The following is a 15,532-nucleotide window of genomic DNA, read 5'->3' as shown; positions in this document are numbered from 1 at the left end:
CGGTGCCTTCGGAATTCACGGGCAAGCACGTCACCGTCGCCGGACTGGGCGTCTCCGGCGTCCCGGCGGCCAAGGTCCTGCACGGCCTCGGCGCGCACGTCACCGTCGTCAACGACGGCGACGACGAGCGCGCGCGGTCGCAGGCGGCCGAGCTCGAGGCGCTCGGGGTCACCGTGCGCCTCGGCGACGGCAACACGCTCCCCGAGGGCACCGAGCTGATCGTCACCGCGCCCGGCTGGAAGCCGGACAAGCCGCTGTTCGCGGCGGCGGAGCGGGCGGGCGTCCCGGTCTGGGGCGACGTCGAACTGGCCTGGCGCCTGCGCGGCCCCGGCGCCGCGCCCTGGCTGGCCGTCACCGGCACCAACGGCAAGACGACCACCGTCCAGATGCTGGCCTCCATCCTGAAGGCGGCCGGCCTGCGCACGGCCGCCGTCGGCAACATCGGCGTCTCGCTGCTGGACGCGGTCACCGGCGAGGAGGAGTACGACGTCCTCGCCGTGGAACTGTCCAGCTACCAGCTCCACTGGGCGCCCTCCCTGCGCGCCCACTCGGCCGCGGTGCTCAACCTCGCCCCCGACCACCTCGACTGGCACGGCTCGATGGAGGCGTACGCCGCCGACAAGGGCCGTGTCTACGAGGGCAATCAGGTCGCCTGCGTCTACAACGCCGACGCCACCGCCAAGCCGTCGACCGAGGACCTGGTCCGCGAGGCCGATGTCGAGGAGGGCTGCCGGGCCATCGGCTTCACCCTGGGCACCCCCGGCCCCTCCCAACTCGGCGTCGTGGAGGGCATCCTGGTCGACCGCGCCTTCGTGGAGAACCGGCAGAAGAACGCCCAGGAGCTCGCCGAGGTCTCCGACGTCACCCCGCCGGCCCCGCACAACATCGCCAACGCCCTCGCCGCCGCGGCCCTCGCCCGCGCCTTCGGCGTCTCCGCCGCCGCCGTCCGTGACGGACTGCGGGCCTTCACGCCCGACGCCCACCGCATCGCGCACGTCGCCGACGTCGACGGGGTGGCGTACGTGAACGACTCCAAGGCCACCAACACCCATGCCGCCGAGGCCTCGTTGGCGGCCTACGAGTCCATCGTGTGGATCGCGGGCGGACTGGCGAAGGGCGCCACCTTCGACGGACTCGTCACGGGGGCGGCGAAGCGGCTGCGCGGTGCCGTCCTGATCGGCGCCGACCGTGCGCTGATCCGCGAAGCCCTGGCGCGACACGCCCCGGAGGTACCCGTGGTCGACCTCGACCGGACCGACACTGGGGCGATGCTCCAGGCCGTCCAGGAGGCGCGGCGGCTCGCCCGGCCCGGCGACACGGTGCTGCTGGCTCCGGCCTGTGCCTCCATGGACATGTTCACCAACTACAACAAGCGCGGTGACGCGTTCGCGGAAGCCGTTCGCGAACTCGGCGCCTGATCCGGCCGCTCCTGCGCCGGGTGATCTCGGGAGGACGCGTGGGACGGTCCAGGCCGATGTACAGCGGAGGCCGCGATGCCCGGTAGCCGCACCGGACGTCCGCCCGTGCAGCGGGGCGCCGCCAAGCGGCCGCCCGCGGCGGGGCCGCCGCACGAGAACCCGGTCCTCGGCCTCTACCTCCGTCTCCGCCGCGCCTGGGACCGGCCGCTGACCGCCTACTACCTGATCTTCGGGGGCAGCCTGCTGATCACCGTGCTCGGCCTGGTGATGGTCTACTCGGCCTCCCAGATCACGGCGCTCCAGCTCTCCCTGCCCGGCTCGTTCTTCTTCCGCAAGCAGTTCCTGGCCGCCCTGATCGGCACCGGGCTGCTGGTGGCCGCGATGCGGATGCCGGTGAAGCTGCACCGGGCGCTGGCCTACCCCATCCTGGCCGGTGCCGTCTTCATGATGATCCTCGTGCAGGTGCCGGGGATAGGGATGTCGGTCAACGGCAACCAGAACTGGATCTCCCTGGGCGGCTCCTTCCAGATCCAGCCCAGCGAGTTCGGCAAGCTAGCGCTGGTGCTGTGGGGCGCCGACCTGCTCGCGCGCAAGCAGGACAAGAAGCTGCTGACCCAGTGGAAGCACATGCTCGTGCCCCTGGTGCCGGCCGCCTTCATGCTGCTCGGGCTGATCATGATCGGCGGCGACATGGGGACCGCGATCATCCTCACGGCGATCCTCTTCGGTCTGCTGTGGCTGGCCGGCGCGCCCACGCGGCTGTTCGCCGGGGTGCTCTCGATCGCCGCGCTGCTCGGTGTGATCCTCATCAAGACCAGCCCCAACCGCATGGCCCGGCTGAACTGCATCGGCGCCACCGACCCCGGCCCGGGCGACTCCTGCTGGCAGGCCGTGCACGGCATCTACGCCCTGGCCTCGGGCGGTCTGTTCGGATCCGGGATCGGCGCCAGCGTGGAGAAATGGGGCGAACTCCCCGAGGCGCACACCGACTTCATCTTCGCCGTCACCGGTGAGGAACTGGGCCTGGCGGGGACGCTGTCGGTACTCGCCCTGTTCGCGGCTCTAGGCTATGCGGGTATCCGCGTGGCCGGACGCACGGAGGACCCCTTCGTCAGGTATGCCGCGGGAGGCGTGACCACCTGGATCACGGCCCAGGCCGTGATCAACATCGGTGCGGTCCTCGGGCTGCTGCCGATCGCCGGTGTCCCCCTCCCGCTGTTCTCCTACGGAGGATCCGCCCTGCTGCCGACCATGTTCGCCATCGGTCTGCTCATCGCCTTCGCGCGCGACGAGCCCGGTGCGCGGGCGGCGCTCGCGCTGCGGCAACCTCGCTTTGGTAGAAAGCGGGGAACGGGGGGAACCGGGGGCTCGGGGCCCAAGCGGAACCCCCGGAGTTGGAACACGATGCGACGGCGCGCCTCGGCGGCGCGTTCGTCCGGAGAGCGGTGAAATTCGGTGCATGTCGTACTCGCCGGCGGAGGAACCGCGGGCCACATCGAGCCCGCGCTCGCCCTCGCGGACGCCCTGCGCAGGCAGGATCCGACCGTGGGCATCACGGCCCTGGGCACGGAACGCGGTCTGGAGACCCGGCTGGTGCCCGAGCGCGGTTACGAGCTGGCGCTGATCCCGGCCGTCCCGCTGCCGCGCAAGCCCACGCCCGAGCTGATCACCGTCCCGGGCCGGCTGCGCGGCACCATCAAGGCGACCGAGCAGATCCTGGAGCGCACCAAGGCGGACGCCGTGGTCGGCTTCGGCGGCTACGTCGCGCTGCCCGGCTATCTCGCGGCCAAGCGGCTCGGCGTGCCGATCGTGGTCCACGAGGCCAACGCCCGCCCCGGCCTGGCCAACAAGATCGGCTCGCGCTACGCCGCGCAGGTCGCCGTCTCCACCCCCGACAGCAAGCTGCGCAACTCCCGGTACATCGGGATCCCGCTGCGCCGCGCCATCGCGACCCTCGACCGCGCCGCGGCGCGCCCCGAGGCCCGCGCGATGTTCGGGCTCGACCCCAATCTGCCGACGCTGCTGGTGACCGGCGGTTCGCAGGGCGCCCGGCGCCTCAACGAGGTGGTCCAGCAGGTCGCGCCGTGGCTCCAGCAGGCCGGCATCCAGATCCTGCACGCGGTCGGCCCGAAGAACGAACTGCCGCAGGTCCACCAGATGCCGGGGATGCCCCCGTACATCCCGGTAAGTTACCTGGACCGGATGGACCTCGCGTACGCCGCGGCCGACATGATGCTCTGCCGCGCGGGCGCGATGACCGTCGCCGAACTCTCCGCCGTCGGACTGCCGGCCGCCTACGTCCCGCTGCCCATCGGCAACGGCGAACAGCGGCTGAACGCCCAGCCGGTGGTCAAGGCCGGCGGTGGACTGCTGGTCGACGACGCGGAGCTGACGCCCGAGTGGGTGCAGCAGAACGTCCTGCCCGTGCTCGCCGACCCGCACCGGCTGTACGAGATGTCCCGCGCCGCCGCCGAGTTCGGCCGCCGGGACGCCGACGACCTCCTCGTCGGCATGGTGTACGAGGCGATCGCCGGCCGCGCACACCGCTGAGGACGCATGACGGAAGGCAGGGAGCGTGGCCGGACCGACCACCGCCGAACGCGGTGAACGCCAGCAGAGGTCGTCCGGCCCGCCCGGCCCCGGGCGGTTCGGGCGACCCCGTCTTCGTATGATGATCACCCTGGCGTCCGCCGTCGTGCTCCTCGGAGGCGTGACGCTCTGGGTGCTGTACGGGTCGAACTGGCTCCGCGTGGAACGGGTGTCGGTCGCCGGCACCCGCGTCCTGACGTCGGCCCAGGTCCGCGAGGCCGCCGACGTGCCCGTCGGGGACCCGTTGGTCTCCGTCGACACCGAGGTGATCGAGGCGCGGCTCAGGCGGGCACTGCCCCGCGTCGACGAGGTCGACGTGGTGCGTTCCTGGCCGCGTTCGATCGCGCTGAAAGTGACGGAACGGACCCCGGTCCTGGTGACGCAAAAAGGCCGGAACTTCATCGAAGTGGACGACGAAGGTGTCCGGTACGCCACGGTCTCCCGCGCCCCGAAAGGCGTGCCCACGCTGAAATTGGAGCCGGCCCGTTCGGGTCCGGCCGCGGCGAGCCTGCGCCGCTTCGGCGAGGACCGTCTGGTGCGCGAGGCGGTGCGGGTCGCCGGGGCCGTCCCGGACGCGATCGCCCGGAAGACCCGCCTGGTCAAGGTCCGTTCCTACGACGACATCTCGCTGGAGCTGGCCGACGGCCGGACCGTGGCCTGGGGGAGCGGCGAACAGGGCGAGGAGAAGGCCCGGGCGCTCACCGCGCTGACGAAAGCGACGCCCGGCGCACGGCACTTCGACGTGAGCGTTCCCACCGCTCCGGCGTCATCGGGGAGTTGACGGGTATACGTGCAGGCCAGCACCCTGGTTGGGCAGCGCTACGGCTGATCACATAGGGTGAAAAGAAAAACGGGAGGTTCGGCGTGTTCGTTGAACGCGCGCCACTTGTCGACTTAGTGTCCTGTTCAGAAGACTTCAAGAAACGGACACACTGGTAACCCTAAACTTCAGCGTTAGGGTTCGGGTCGGCGCTACGGACCGTCCCATTCGGCATCAGTCGGCGGGTCGCGGGGCATCAGTGCTCCGGTGATCCGGCGACACGTAACTCGAGGCGAGAGGCCTTCGACGTGGCAGCACCGCAGAACTACCTCGCAGTCATCAAAGTCATCGGTGTCGGCGGCGGTGGTGTCAATGCCATCAACCGGATGATCGAGGTCGGTCTCAAGGGCGTCGAGTTCATCGCCATCAACACCGACGCGCAAGCTCTGTTGATGAGCGACGCCGACGTCAAACTGGACGTCGGCCGCGAACTCACCCGCGGACTCGGCGCCGGAGCCAACCCGGCCGTCGGCCGCAAGGCCGCCGAGGACCACCGCGAGGAGATCGAGGAGGTCCTCAAGGGGGCCGACATGGTCTTCGTGACGGCCGGCGAGGGCGGCGGCACCGGCACCGGCGGCGCGCCCGTCGTGGCCAACATCGCCCGCTCGCTCGGCGCCCTCACCATCGGCGTGGTCACCCGCCCGTTCACCTTCGAGGGACGGCGCCGGGCCAACCAGGCCGAGGACGGCATCGCCGAACTCCGCGAAGAGGTCGACACCCTCATCGTCATTCCCAACGACCGGCTGCTGTCCATCTCGGACCGCCAGGTCAGCGTGCTGGACGCGTTCAAGTCCGCCGACCAGGTGCTGCTGTCCGGTGTGCAGGGCATCACCGACCTCATCACCACCCCCGGCCTGATCAACCTGGACTTCGCCGACGTCAAGTCGGTCATGTCCGAGGCCGGTTCGGCCCTCATGGGCATCGGCTCGGCCCGCGGCGACGACCGCGCGGTGGCCGCGGCCGAGATGGCCATCTCCTCGCCGCTCCTGGAGGCTTCCATCGACGGCGCCCGGGGCGTGCTGCTCTCCATCTCCGGTGGCTCCGACCTCGGCCTGTTCGAGATCAACGAGGCCGCCCAGCTGGTCAGCGAGGCCGCCCACCCCGAGGCCAACATCATCTTCGGCGCGGTCATCGACGACGCGCTCGGCGACGAGGTGCGGGTCACCGTGATCGCGGCCGGCTTCGACGGGGGGCAGCCGCCGTCCAAGCGGGACAACGTCCTCGGCTCGGCCTCGGCCAAGCGCGAGGAGCCCGCCCCGGCGCGGCAGCCCGAGAGCCGCCCGTCCTTCGGCTCGCTCGGCAGCGTCAAGCCGAAGGAGGAGCCGGAGCCGGTCCCCGCGCCGGAGCCGGTCAGCGACCTGCCGCCGGTCGCCCCGCCGCCGGTCCCGCCGTCGCGGACCTACTCGGACAGCGCGGCCGAGGAACTGGACGTGCCGGACTTCCTGAAGTGATAGGACAGCGCGACACCGTGAACGGCGCGCACTTCGGCTTCACCGACCGGTGGGGCGGAGTGAGCGCCGTTCCGTACGAGGAGCTCAACCTCGGCGGCGCGGTCGGCGACGACCCGGCCGCCGTGACGGCCAACCGTGAACTGGCCGCGAAGTCGCTGGGCGTCGACCCGGCCCGGGTGGTCTGGATGAACCAGGTGCACGGGGCCGGCGTGGCCGTGGTCGACGCACCCTGGGGGGGCCGCCCGGTCCCACGGGTCGACGCGGTCGTCACCGCCGAACGCGGTCTCGCCCTCGCCGTCCTCACCGCCGACTGCGTCCCGGTCCTGCTCGCCGACCCCGTCGCCGGCGTCGCCGCCGCGGCCCACGCGGGCCGGCCCGGCCTGGTCGCCGGAGTCGTCCCCGCCGCCGTGCGGGCCATGACCGGACTCGGCGCCGACCCCGCCCGGATCGTCGCCCGCACCGGGCCCGCCGTGTGCGGCCGGTGCTACGAGGTGCCCGAGGCGATGCGCGCCGAGGTCGCCGCCGTCGAACCGGCGGCGCACGCCGTGACGAGCTGGGGCACCCCGGCTCTCGACGTAGGCGCCGGAGTGCACGCGCAGCTCGAACGGCTCGGGGTGCGCGACCCGGCGCAGTCGCCGGTGTGCACCCGGGAGTCGAAGGACCACTTCTCGTACCGACGCGACCGCACCACCGGGCGGCTCGCGGGCTATGTCTGGCTGGACTGATGGGGCATGACGGACCGTAAGGACGAACTCGCCGGGAACCTGGCGAAAGTGGAAGAGCGCATCGCCGCCGCGTGCGAGGCCGCCGGCCGCCGCCGCGAGGAGGTGACCCTGATCGTGGTCACCAAGACCTACCCGGCCGACGATGTGCGCATTCTCTCCGGACTCGGCGTGCGTCACGTCGCCGAGAACCGCGACCAGGACGCCGCACCCAAGGCCGCTGCTTGCTCGGATCTGCCGCTTTCGTGGCATTTCGTCGGTCAGTTGCAGACCAACAAGGTGCGCTCCGTGATCGGTTACGCGGATGTCGTGCAGTCCGTCGACCGTGCCAGGCTCGTCACGGCTCTGTCGCGGGAGGCGGTGCGCGCCGGCCGCGAGGTGGGGGTGCTCCTCCAGGTCGCGCTCGACGCGGGGGAGGGCGCGCGGGGTGAGCGCGGTGGCGTCGCGCCCGCGGGAATCGAAGAGTTGGCCGATCTGGTCGCCGGGTCGGACGGACTGCGGCTCGACGGACTGATGACCGTGGCGCCGCTGACCGGTGAGTACGCCGGTCGTCAACGGGCGGCGTTCGACCACCTCATGGATTTGTCGACCCACCTGCGCCGAGCCCATCCTGCTGCGAACATGGTTTCCGCAGGGATGAGTGCGGACCTCGAGGAGGCCGTGGCCGCCGGGGCGACACATGTACGCGTCGGCACCGCGGTACTCGGAGTCCGCCCCGGGCTCGGGTAACGTCGCCAGGAAGTCGGACCACAGCAGAAAATATGGTCATTACCGCCGAAAGGCGGAGGCAACGACCTAGTGGATCGCGGGCATTTGGCAGTCGTCAGCCGATCCACCACAGAGCGGAGGACTCAGAGCATGGCCGGCGCGATGCGCAAGATGGCGGTCTACCTCGGCCTCGTGGAGGACGATGGGTACGACGGCAGGGGGTTCGACCCCGACGACGACTTCGAACCCGAGCTGGACCCGGAGCCCGAGCGGGACCACCGGCGGCACGAACCGGCGCACCAGCCGCACGGTTCACACCAGCCCCAAAGGGACGAAGAGGTACGAATCGTCCAACCGCCCGTGCAGCGCGAGCCGGTGCCCCGTTCCGCTTCGCTCGCGGCGGAATCGGGCCGCCCGGCGCGCATCGCGCCCGTGGCATCCATCACACAAGAACGCGCAAGCCTGGAAAAGAGCGCACCGGTCATCATGCCCAAGGTCGTGTCCGAACGAGAGCCCTACCGGATCACCACACTTCACCCCCGGACCTACAACGAGGCCCGTACCATCGGGGAACACTTCCGTGAGGGCACACCGGTGATCATGAATCTGACTGAGATGGATGACACAGATGCGAAGCGACTTGTCGACTTTGCGGCCGGTTTGGTGTTTGGTCTTCACGGCAGTATCGAGCGGGTGACGCAGAAGGTGTTCCTGCTGTCTCCTGCTAACGTCGATGTCACGGCGGAGGACAAGGCCCGCATCGCAGAGGGCGGGTTCTTCAACCAGAGCTGAGACGCACGACCGGTTAGAGCAAGAGCACGGATCCGAGGACGGATCCGAGAGATGGTTCAGGGGAGAGGGAAGCACAGGTCATGAGCGTGGTCCTGGATGTCGTCTACATCGCGCTGATGTGCTTTCTCATCGTGCTCATCTTCCGGTTGGTCATGGACTACGTCTTCCAGTTCGCCCGCTCGTGGCAACCCGGCAAGGCGATGGTGGTCGTTCTGGAGGCCACCTACACTGTCACCGATCCACCGTTGAAGCTTCTGCGGCGGTTCATTCCGCCGCTGCGTCTCGGGGGCGTGGCGCTCGACCTGTCCTTCTTCGTACTGATGATCATCGTTTACATCCTGATCTATATCGTGAGCCGGCTGTGAGCGATGAGAGAGATACGGGCTTGCCGAATGCCGACGACTACGTTGAGGTGAAGAGATGCCGTTGACCCCTGAGGACGTGCGGAACAAGCAGTTCACGACCGTCCGCCTCCGAGAAGGCTATGACGAGGACGAGGTCGATGCCTTCCTCGACGAGGTCGAAGCCGAACTGACCCGGCTGCTCCGTGAGAACGAGGACCTGCGGGCCAAGTTGGCCGCGGCGACGCGCGCGGCTGCGCAGAACCAGCAGAACATGCGCAAGCCTCCGGAACCGCCGCAGGACCAGCAGCAGCATCAGGGGCATCCGCAGCAGGGCGGCATGCCGCAGCAGGGCATGCGAGGTCCCGGCGCTCCGGTGCCCGCCGGCATATCGGGCCCGCCGCAGCAGCAGATGGGTGGCCCCATGGGTGGTCCGCCCCAGCTGCCGAGCGGTGCCCCGCAGCTGCCCGCCGGTCCCGGCGGTCAGGGTGGCCCGCAGGGTCCCGGTCCGATGGGCCAGGGTCCGGGGCCGATGGGTCAGGGTCCGATGGGCCAGGGCCCGGGTCCGATGCAGGGCCAGATGGGTCCCGGTCCGATGGGCGGCCACATGGGCGGTCCGCAGGGCCCCGGTGGCCCCGGCATGCCCGGCCAGGGCGGTCCCGGCGGCGACAGCGCCGCCCGTGTCCTCTCGCTCGCCCAGCAGACCGCCGACCAGGCGATCGCCGAGGCGCGTTCCGAGGCCAACAAGATCGTCGGCGAGGCGCGTTCGCGTGCCGAGGGTCTGGAGCGGGACGCCCGTGCCAAGGCCGACGCCCTGGAGCGGGACGCGCAGGAGAAGCACCGCGTCGCGATGGGCTCCCTGGAGTCCGCTCGCGCCACGCTGGAGCGCAAGGTCGAGGACCTGCGCGGCTTCGAGCGCGAGTACCGGACGCGGCTGAAGTCGTACCTGGAGTCGCAGCTGCGTCAGCTGGAGACCCAGGCGGACGACTCGCTCGCCCCGCCGCGTACGCCCGCGACGGCCTCGCTTCCGCCGTCCCCGGCGCCCTCGATGGCTCCGGCCGGCGCGAGCGCCCCGTCCTTCGGCGGCAACCAGCCGATGGGCGGCGGGCCGAGCCAGTCGGGTCCGTCCTACGGCGGTCAGCAGCAGATGTCGCCGGCGATGACCCAGCCGATGGCGCCGGTGCGGCCGCAGGGGCCGTCGCCGATGGGGCAGGCTCCGTCGCCGATGCGGGGTTTCCTGATCGACGAGGACGACAACTGACGGGTGACGAACGGTAGTACGGCGTAGCCTTCGGCAGCGTTCAGGGCGGGCCCCGGGTTTCTGACCCGGGGCCCGCCCTTGTGCTGTGCGGGGTGCCGGTGCCGGGCGCGGCGCGCGTGGCGGTACGACGAAAGGCCCGGCCCTCCGGTCGAGGGGCCGGGCCTTTCGTCGTGTGCGTTACCGCTTGCGCAGACGGAACGTCAGGGACAGGCCCTCGTCCGTGAACGCGTCCCCGTAGGCGTCGTCCGCCTCGCCCTGGGCGAAGTCCGTGGCCAGGACCTCGTCGGCGATCAGGCCGGCGTGCCCGGTCAGGGCGGCGACGGTCGCCGGGTCCGTGGCCGTCCAGCGCAGCGCGATGCGGTCGGCGACGTCGAGACCGCTGTTCTTGCGGGCCTCCTGGATCAGGCGGATCGCGTCGCGGGCGAGGCCCGCACGGCGCAGCTCCTCCGTGATCTCCAGGTCGAGGGCGACCGTCGCGCCCGCGTCCGAGGCGACCGACCAGCCCTCGCGCGGCGTCTCGGTGATGATCACCTCGTCGGGTGCGAGCGCGATCGTCTCGCCCTCGACCTCGACCGAGGCCGTGCCCTCGCGCAGGGCGAGGGACAGCGCGGCGGCGTCCGCGGCCGCGACGGCCTTGGCGACGTCCTGGACGCGCTTGCCGAACCGCTTGCCCAGCGCGCGGAAGTTGGCCTTGGCCGTCGTGTCGACCAGGGAGCCGCCGACCTCGCTCAGCGACGCGAGGGACTCGACGTTCAGCTCCTCCGTGATCTGCGAGTGCAGGTCCGGGGAGAGCGCGTCGAAGCCCGTCGCGGCGATCAGCGCGCGGCGCAGCGGCTGGCGGGTCTTGACGCCCGACTCCGCGCGGGTGGCGCGGCCCAGCTCGACCAGGCGGCGCACCAGCAGCATCTGCTTCGACAGCTCCGGGTCGATCGCAGTCAGGTCCGCCTGCGGCCAGGACGCCAGGTGCACCGACTCCGGGGCGTCCGGGGTGACCGGCACGACCAGGTCCTGCCAGACCCGCTCGGTGATGAAGGGGGTCAGCGGGGCCATGAGCTTGGTGACGGTCTCGACGACCTCGTGCAGGGTGCGCAGCGCGGCCTTGTCGCCCTGCCAGAAGCGGCGGCGCGAGCGGCGGACGTACCAGTTGGACAGGTCGTCGACGAACGCGGACAGCAGCTTGCCGGCGCGCTGGGTGTCGTAGCTCTCCAGCGCCTGGGTCACCTGGTCGGTGAGCGCGTGCAGCTCGGACAGCAGCCAGCGGTCCAGCACCGGACGCTCGGCCGGGGCCGGGTCGGCGTCGCTCGGCGCCCAGCCGGTGGTGCGGGCGTAGAGGGCCTGGAAGGCGACGGTGTTCCAGTAGGTGAGGAGCGTCTTGCGGACGACCTCCTGGATCGTGCCGTGGCCGACGCGACGGGCCGCCCACGGGGAACCGCCGGCCGCCATGAACCAGCGGACGGCGTCGGCGCCGTGCTGGTCCATCAGCGGGATCGGCTGCAGGATGTTGCCCAGATGCTTGGACATCTTGCGGCCGTCCTCGGCGAGGATGTGGCCGAGGCAGACCACGTTCTCGTAGGACGACTTGTCGAAGACCAGGGTGCCGACGGCCATCAGCGTGTAGAACCAGCCGCGGGTCTGGTCGATGGCCTCGCTGATGAACTGGGCCGGGTACCGGGACTCGAAGAGCTCCTTGTTCTTGTACGGGTAGCCCCACTGCGCGAACGGCATCGAGCCCGAGTCGTACCAGGCGTCGATGACCTCCGGCACGCGCGTGGCGGTCCTGCCGCACCCGTCCTGCGGGCAGGCGAAGACGACCTCGTCGATGTACGGGCGGTGCGGGTCGAGCGCGGACTGGTCCGTGCCGGTCAGCTCGCTCAGCTCGGCACGGGAGCCGACGACGGTGAGGTGGTCGTCCTCGCAGCGCCAGATCGGCAGCGGGGTGCCCCAGTAGCGGTTGCGGGAGAGCGCCCAGTCGATGTTGTTGTTCAGCCAGTCGCCGTACCGGCCGTGCTTGACCGAGTCCGGGAACCAGTTGGTCTTCTCGTTCTCCTGGAGGAGACGGTCCTTGATCGCCGTGGTGCGGATGTACCAGGACGGCTGCGCGTAGTAGAGCAGCGCGGTGTGGCAGCGCCAGCAGTGCGGGTAGCTGTGCTCGTAGGGGATGTGCCGGAACAGCAGGCCCCGGGTGTCCAGGTCCTCGGTGAGCTTCTCGTCGGCCTTCTTGAAGAAGACGCCGCCGACCAGCGGGACGTCCTCCTCGAAGGTGCCGTCGGGGCGGACCGGGTTGACGACCGGCAGGCCGTAGGAGCGGCAGACCTTGAGGTCGTCCTCACCGAAGGCGGGGGACTGGTGGACCAGACCCGTACCGTCCTCGGTGGTGACGTAGTCGGCGTTGACCACGTAGTGCGCCGGCTCGGGGAACTCGATGAGCTCGAAGGGGCGCTGGTAGGTCCAGCGCTCCATCTCGGCGCCGGTGAAGGTCCGGCCGGTGGTCTCCCAGCCCTCGCCGAGCGCCTTGCCGACCAGCGGCTCGGCGACGACGAGCTTCTCCTGGCCGTCGGTGGCGACGACGTAGGTGACGTCGGGGTGCGCGGCGACGGCCGTGTTGGACACCAGGGTCCACGGGGTCGTCGTCCACACCAGCAGCGCGGCCTCGCCGGCCAGCGGGCCGGAGGTCAGCGGGAAGCGGACGTACACGGACGGGTCGACGACCGTCTCGTAGCCCTGCGCCAGCTCGTGGTCGGACAGGCCGGTGCCGCAGCGCGGGCACCAGGGGGCGACGCGGTGGTCCTGGACCAGCAGGCCCTTGCCGAAGATCTCCTTCAGCGACCACCAGACCGACTCGACGTACTCCGGGTCCATGGTCCGGTAGGCGTCGTCGAGGTCGACCCAGTAGCCCATGCGGGTGGTCAGCTCGGCGAACGCGTCGGTGTGCCGGGTCACGGACTCGCGGCACTTGGCGTTGAACTCGGCGATGCCGTACGCCTCGATGTCCTTCTTGCCGTTGAAGCCGAGCTCCTTCTCCACCGCCAGCTCCACCGGGAGGCCGTGGCAGTCCCAGCCGGCCTTGCGGGCCACGTGGTAGCCGCGCATGGTGCGGAAGCGGGGGAAGACGTCCTTGAAGACGCGCGCCTCGATGTGGTGGGCGCCCGGCATGCCGTTCGCGGTGGGCGGGCCCTCGTAGAACACCCATTCGGGGCGGCCCTCGGACTGCTCCAGGCTCTTGGCAAAGATCTTCTGCTCGCGCCAGAAGTCGAGCACGGCGTGCTCGAGCGCGGGCAGGTCGACCTGGGCGGGCACCTGTCGGTACTGCGTCATCGATCTTCCTCCGGCGGACGTACTGCCTTCCGTCGGAGGGACGAGAGCCGTAAGGCTACGTACGCCGCTGTGTGCGGCGCGCTCCCGCGGTACCACCCTCCTTGGCCCCCGGTGCGTCGTGTGCGCCGGTGAGCCCCCTCATTGGGGTCGCGAAGCCGGTTCTACTCGCCCGTCCCCGAGGTCGGGCTTTCCTCCGGCGGCTCCGGGGTGATCTTCACGTCGCGCTCACCCCCGGGCTCCCACCGTCCCCGGGTCGCTCTTGGCTGCGTACGCCGCTACTCGTCCCCATCCACGCTTCTCGCTCCGCCCAGTGTACGGCGCCGCACGGACGGCGGCCGACCGGTTTCCGCGCCGGGTGCGGCGAAGGCGCCGCGCGGCCCGGCGTGACCCGAATGCCGGGCCGCGCGTCCGGCTCCCGGCGGGCCCGGCCGGGAGCCGGAGCGGCGATTACCGGGCGGGGAGCTGGGCACAACGCATGCATGCTCGCCGCGCCGCGCGCGGTGGGCGGGCGAATCGGGCGGCGTGCCCCGTTGCCGCGGGACCCGAGTCGATTTATCGTCCCAGCACGATTCGCGCGCAAGATCACAAAATGTGAAGGGGTCGCGGCCATGGTGGCGAAGAAGACCGCCGTAGACCAGTCGGAGACGGCTGCGAAGAAGACCGCCGCCAGGAGGACGACGGCCGCGAAGAAAACCGCGGCGGAGGAGACCGCCGCGGCGGCGAGCACCGCCGACCGGAGCGCCGCGAAGAAGCCCGCGGCGAAGCGGCGGGATTCGGCGAAGAAGGGCACGGCCGGGAAGGACACGGCCGGGAAGAGCACGGCGAAGAAGGCGGACGCGGCCGAGGCCGCGGAGCAGACGGGAGCCACGACGGTGGTTGCGAAGAAGACTCCTGGCACGGCCACGGCGGCCACGTCCGCGGTTCCGAAGGCCCGCGGCGTCGCCGCGGAGCCCGGTGACCTCGCGGTACGCCCCGGCGAGGACCCCTGGACCCCGGCGGAGGTCGAGGAGGCGCGCGGGGAGCTGCAGTCCGAGGCGGACCGGCTGCGCACCGAGATCGACCAGTCGGAGCGGTCGCTGCAGGGACTGATGCGGGACTCCGGGGACGGCGCCGGCGACGACGAGGCGGACACCGGCACCAAGAACATCACGCGCGAGCACGAGCTGGCGCTGGCCGCCAACGCGCGCGAGATGCTCCTCCAGACCGAGCGTGCCCTGGGACGCCTCGACGCGGGCACCTACGGCCTGTGCGAGAACTGCGGCAACCCCATCGGCAAGGCGCGCATGCAGGCCTTCCCGCGGGCCACCCTGTGCGTCGAGTGCAAGCAGAAGCAGGAGCGCCGGTACTGAGCCGGAGACCGCCCCCGCCGAGGCCGGGGCGTCCGGCGGACCGGTGCGTCCTGGGCACGTGCGGGACGCGGGGCGTGCCGTACCCTCGTGCTCAGTCAGGTACCTAGGCTGAGGGACTCACGTGGCAGAGGCGGAGCGCATCATCGGTACGCCGGACACCCCGGACACGGCGGGGGACGGGCAGGAGCGGCCCGACGCCGAGCAGGCACGGCCGGCGGAGCCCCCGCGGGGCAGGCGCCGGATCGCCGTGCTGTTCGCGGTCGCCGTGTTCGCGTACCTCCTCGACCTGGGCAGCAAGATGCTGGTGGTCGCCAGGCTGGAGCACCACGAGCCCATCGAGGTCCTCGGGGACTGGCTGCGGCTCTCGGCGATCCGCAACGCGGGCGCGGCCTTCGGCATCGGCGAGGCGTTCACGGTGATCTTCACCGTGATCGCCGCCACGGTGATCGTCGTGATCGCCCGTCTCGCGCGCAAGCTGTACAGCGTGCCGTGGGCGATCGCGCTCGGCCTGCTGCTCGGCGGCGCGCTCGGCAACCTGACCGACCGGATCTTCCGCTCGCCCGGCGTCTTCGAGGGCGCGGTCGTCGACTTCATCGCGCCCAAGCACTTCGCCGTGTTCAACCTCGCCGACTCGGCGATCGTCTGCGGCGGCATCCTGATCGTGATCCTCTCCTTCCGCGGTCTCGACCCGGACGGGACCGTCCACCGCGACTGAGGGCCCCGTGCCGGACGGGCGTGCGGGACCGTCCGGCCCGTCCGGCATACT

The 15,532-nt window shown here is 71.1% G+C and carries 13 protein-coding genes; 12 read left to right on the top strand and 1 reads right to left on the bottom strand.

All coding sequences use genetic code 11. The features are described 5' to 3' along the window. Positions 1 to 2: 2 nt before the first annotated feature. The 10 genes from murD to divIVA all read left to right on the top strand — a co-directional run bounded on the left by murD (position 3) and on the right by divIVA (position 10,102). Positions 3 to 1,418 carry a UDP-N-acetylmuramoyl-L-alanine--D-glutamate ligase gene (gene murD, locus AC0VYN_RS27160; RefSeq protein ID WP_475533075.1) on the top strand — a complete coding sequence of 472 codons (1,416 nt, stop codon included), beginning with the start codon at positions 3 to 5 and terminating at the stop codon, positions 1,416 to 1,418. Positions 1,419 to 1,493: 75 nt separating this feature from the next. Beyond that, complete coding sequence (gene ftsW / locus AC0VYN_RS27155; RefSeq protein ID WP_385469415.1) at positions 1,494 to 2,867, top strand: putative lipid II flippase FtsW; 1,374 nt, start codon at positions 1,494 to 1,496, stop codon at positions 2,865 to 2,867. Between the two features lie 6 nt (positions 2,868 to 2,873). Then, complete coding sequence (gene murG, locus AC0VYN_RS27150; RefSeq protein ID WP_385469417.1) at positions 2,874 to 3,968, top strand: undecaprenyldiphospho-muramoylpentapeptide beta-N-acetylglucosaminyltransferase; 1,095 nt, start codon at positions 2,874 to 2,876, stop codon at positions 3,966 to 3,968. Positions 3,969 to 3,993: 25 nt separating this feature from the next. Next, positions 3,994 to 4,788 carry a cell division protein FtsQ/DivIB gene (locus AC0VYN_RS27145; protein ID WP_475533074.1) on the top strand — a complete coding sequence of 265 codons (795 nt, stop codon included), beginning with the start codon at positions 3,994 to 3,996 and terminating at the stop codon, positions 4,786 to 4,788. A 287-nt stretch (positions 4,789 to 5,075) separates the two neighbouring features. Next, entirely contained in the window at positions 5,076 to 6,278 is a 1,203-nt protein-coding gene (gene ftsZ / locus AC0VYN_RS27140; protein ID WP_189228253.1) for a cell division protein FtsZ, read from the top strand. After that, complete coding sequence (pgeF, locus tag AC0VYN_RS27135; protein ID WP_475533073.1) at positions 6,275 to 7,003, top strand: peptidoglycan editing factor PgeF; 729 nt, start codon at positions 6,275 to 6,277, stop codon at positions 7,001 to 7,003. The genes ftsZ and pgeF overlap by 4 nt, the downstream gene beginning before the upstream one ends. Positions 7,004 to 7,009: 6 nt before the next feature. Beyond that, a complete protein-coding gene (locus tag AC0VYN_RS27130) occupies positions 7,010 to 7,729 on the top strand; it encodes a YggS family pyridoxal phosphate-dependent enzyme (protein WP_475533072.1) in 720 nt (239 codons plus the stop codon). Between the two features lie 129 nt (positions 7,730 to 7,858). Further along, positions 7,859 to 8,500 (top strand): cell division protein SepF, encoded by a 642-nt coding sequence (gene sepF / locus AC0VYN_RS27125; RefSeq protein WP_451627923.1) that lies wholly within the window; start codon positions 7,859 to 7,861, stop codon positions 8,498 to 8,500. A gap of 80 nt (positions 8,501 to 8,580) precedes the next feature. Further along, on the top strand, positions 8,581 to 8,865 hold the full coding sequence (locus AC0VYN_RS27120; RefSeq protein ID WP_189228257.1) for a YggT family protein: 285 nt from the start codon (positions 8,581 to 8,583) through the stop codon (positions 8,863 to 8,865). Between the two features lie 55 nt (positions 8,866 to 8,920). After that, complete coding sequence (divIVA, locus tag AC0VYN_RS27115; protein ID WP_475533071.1) at positions 8,921 to 10,102, top strand: apical growth/hyphal branching protein DivIVA; 1,182 nt, start codon at positions 8,921 to 8,923, stop codon at positions 10,100 to 10,102. Positions 10,103 to 10,279: 177 nt separating this feature from the next. On the opposite strand, the gene ileS is transcribed toward divIVA, so the two are convergent. Then, positions 10,280 to 13,417, bottom strand: coding sequence for an isoleucine--tRNA ligase (ileS, locus tag AC0VYN_RS27110; protein ID WP_475533070.1), 3,138 nt, complete (start codon positions 13,415 to 13,417; stop codon positions 10,280 to 10,282). A 608-nt stretch (positions 13,418 to 14,025) separates the two neighbouring features. Between ileS and AC0VYN_RS27105 the strand changes: the two genes are divergently transcribed. Together AC0VYN_RS27105 and lspA are read left to right on the top strand one after the other, a co-directional pair. After that, a complete protein-coding gene (locus AC0VYN_RS27105; protein ID WP_475533069.1) occupies positions 14,026 to 14,766 on the top strand; it encodes a TraR/DksA family transcriptional regulator in 741 nt (246 codons plus the stop codon). Between the two features lie 121 nt (positions 14,767 to 14,887). Further along, entirely contained in the window at positions 14,888 to 15,481 is a 594-nt protein-coding gene (gene lspA / locus AC0VYN_RS27100; protein WP_386926416.1) for a signal peptidase II, read from the top strand. Positions 15,482 to 15,532: the final 51 nt, after the last annotated feature.

It is taken from the genome of Streptomyces sp. 63XJN7_1_ISO-PGPR-S23-121 (genome assembly GCF_056173025.1).
This window is presented reverse-complemented; position numbering and strand designations above follow the sequence as displayed.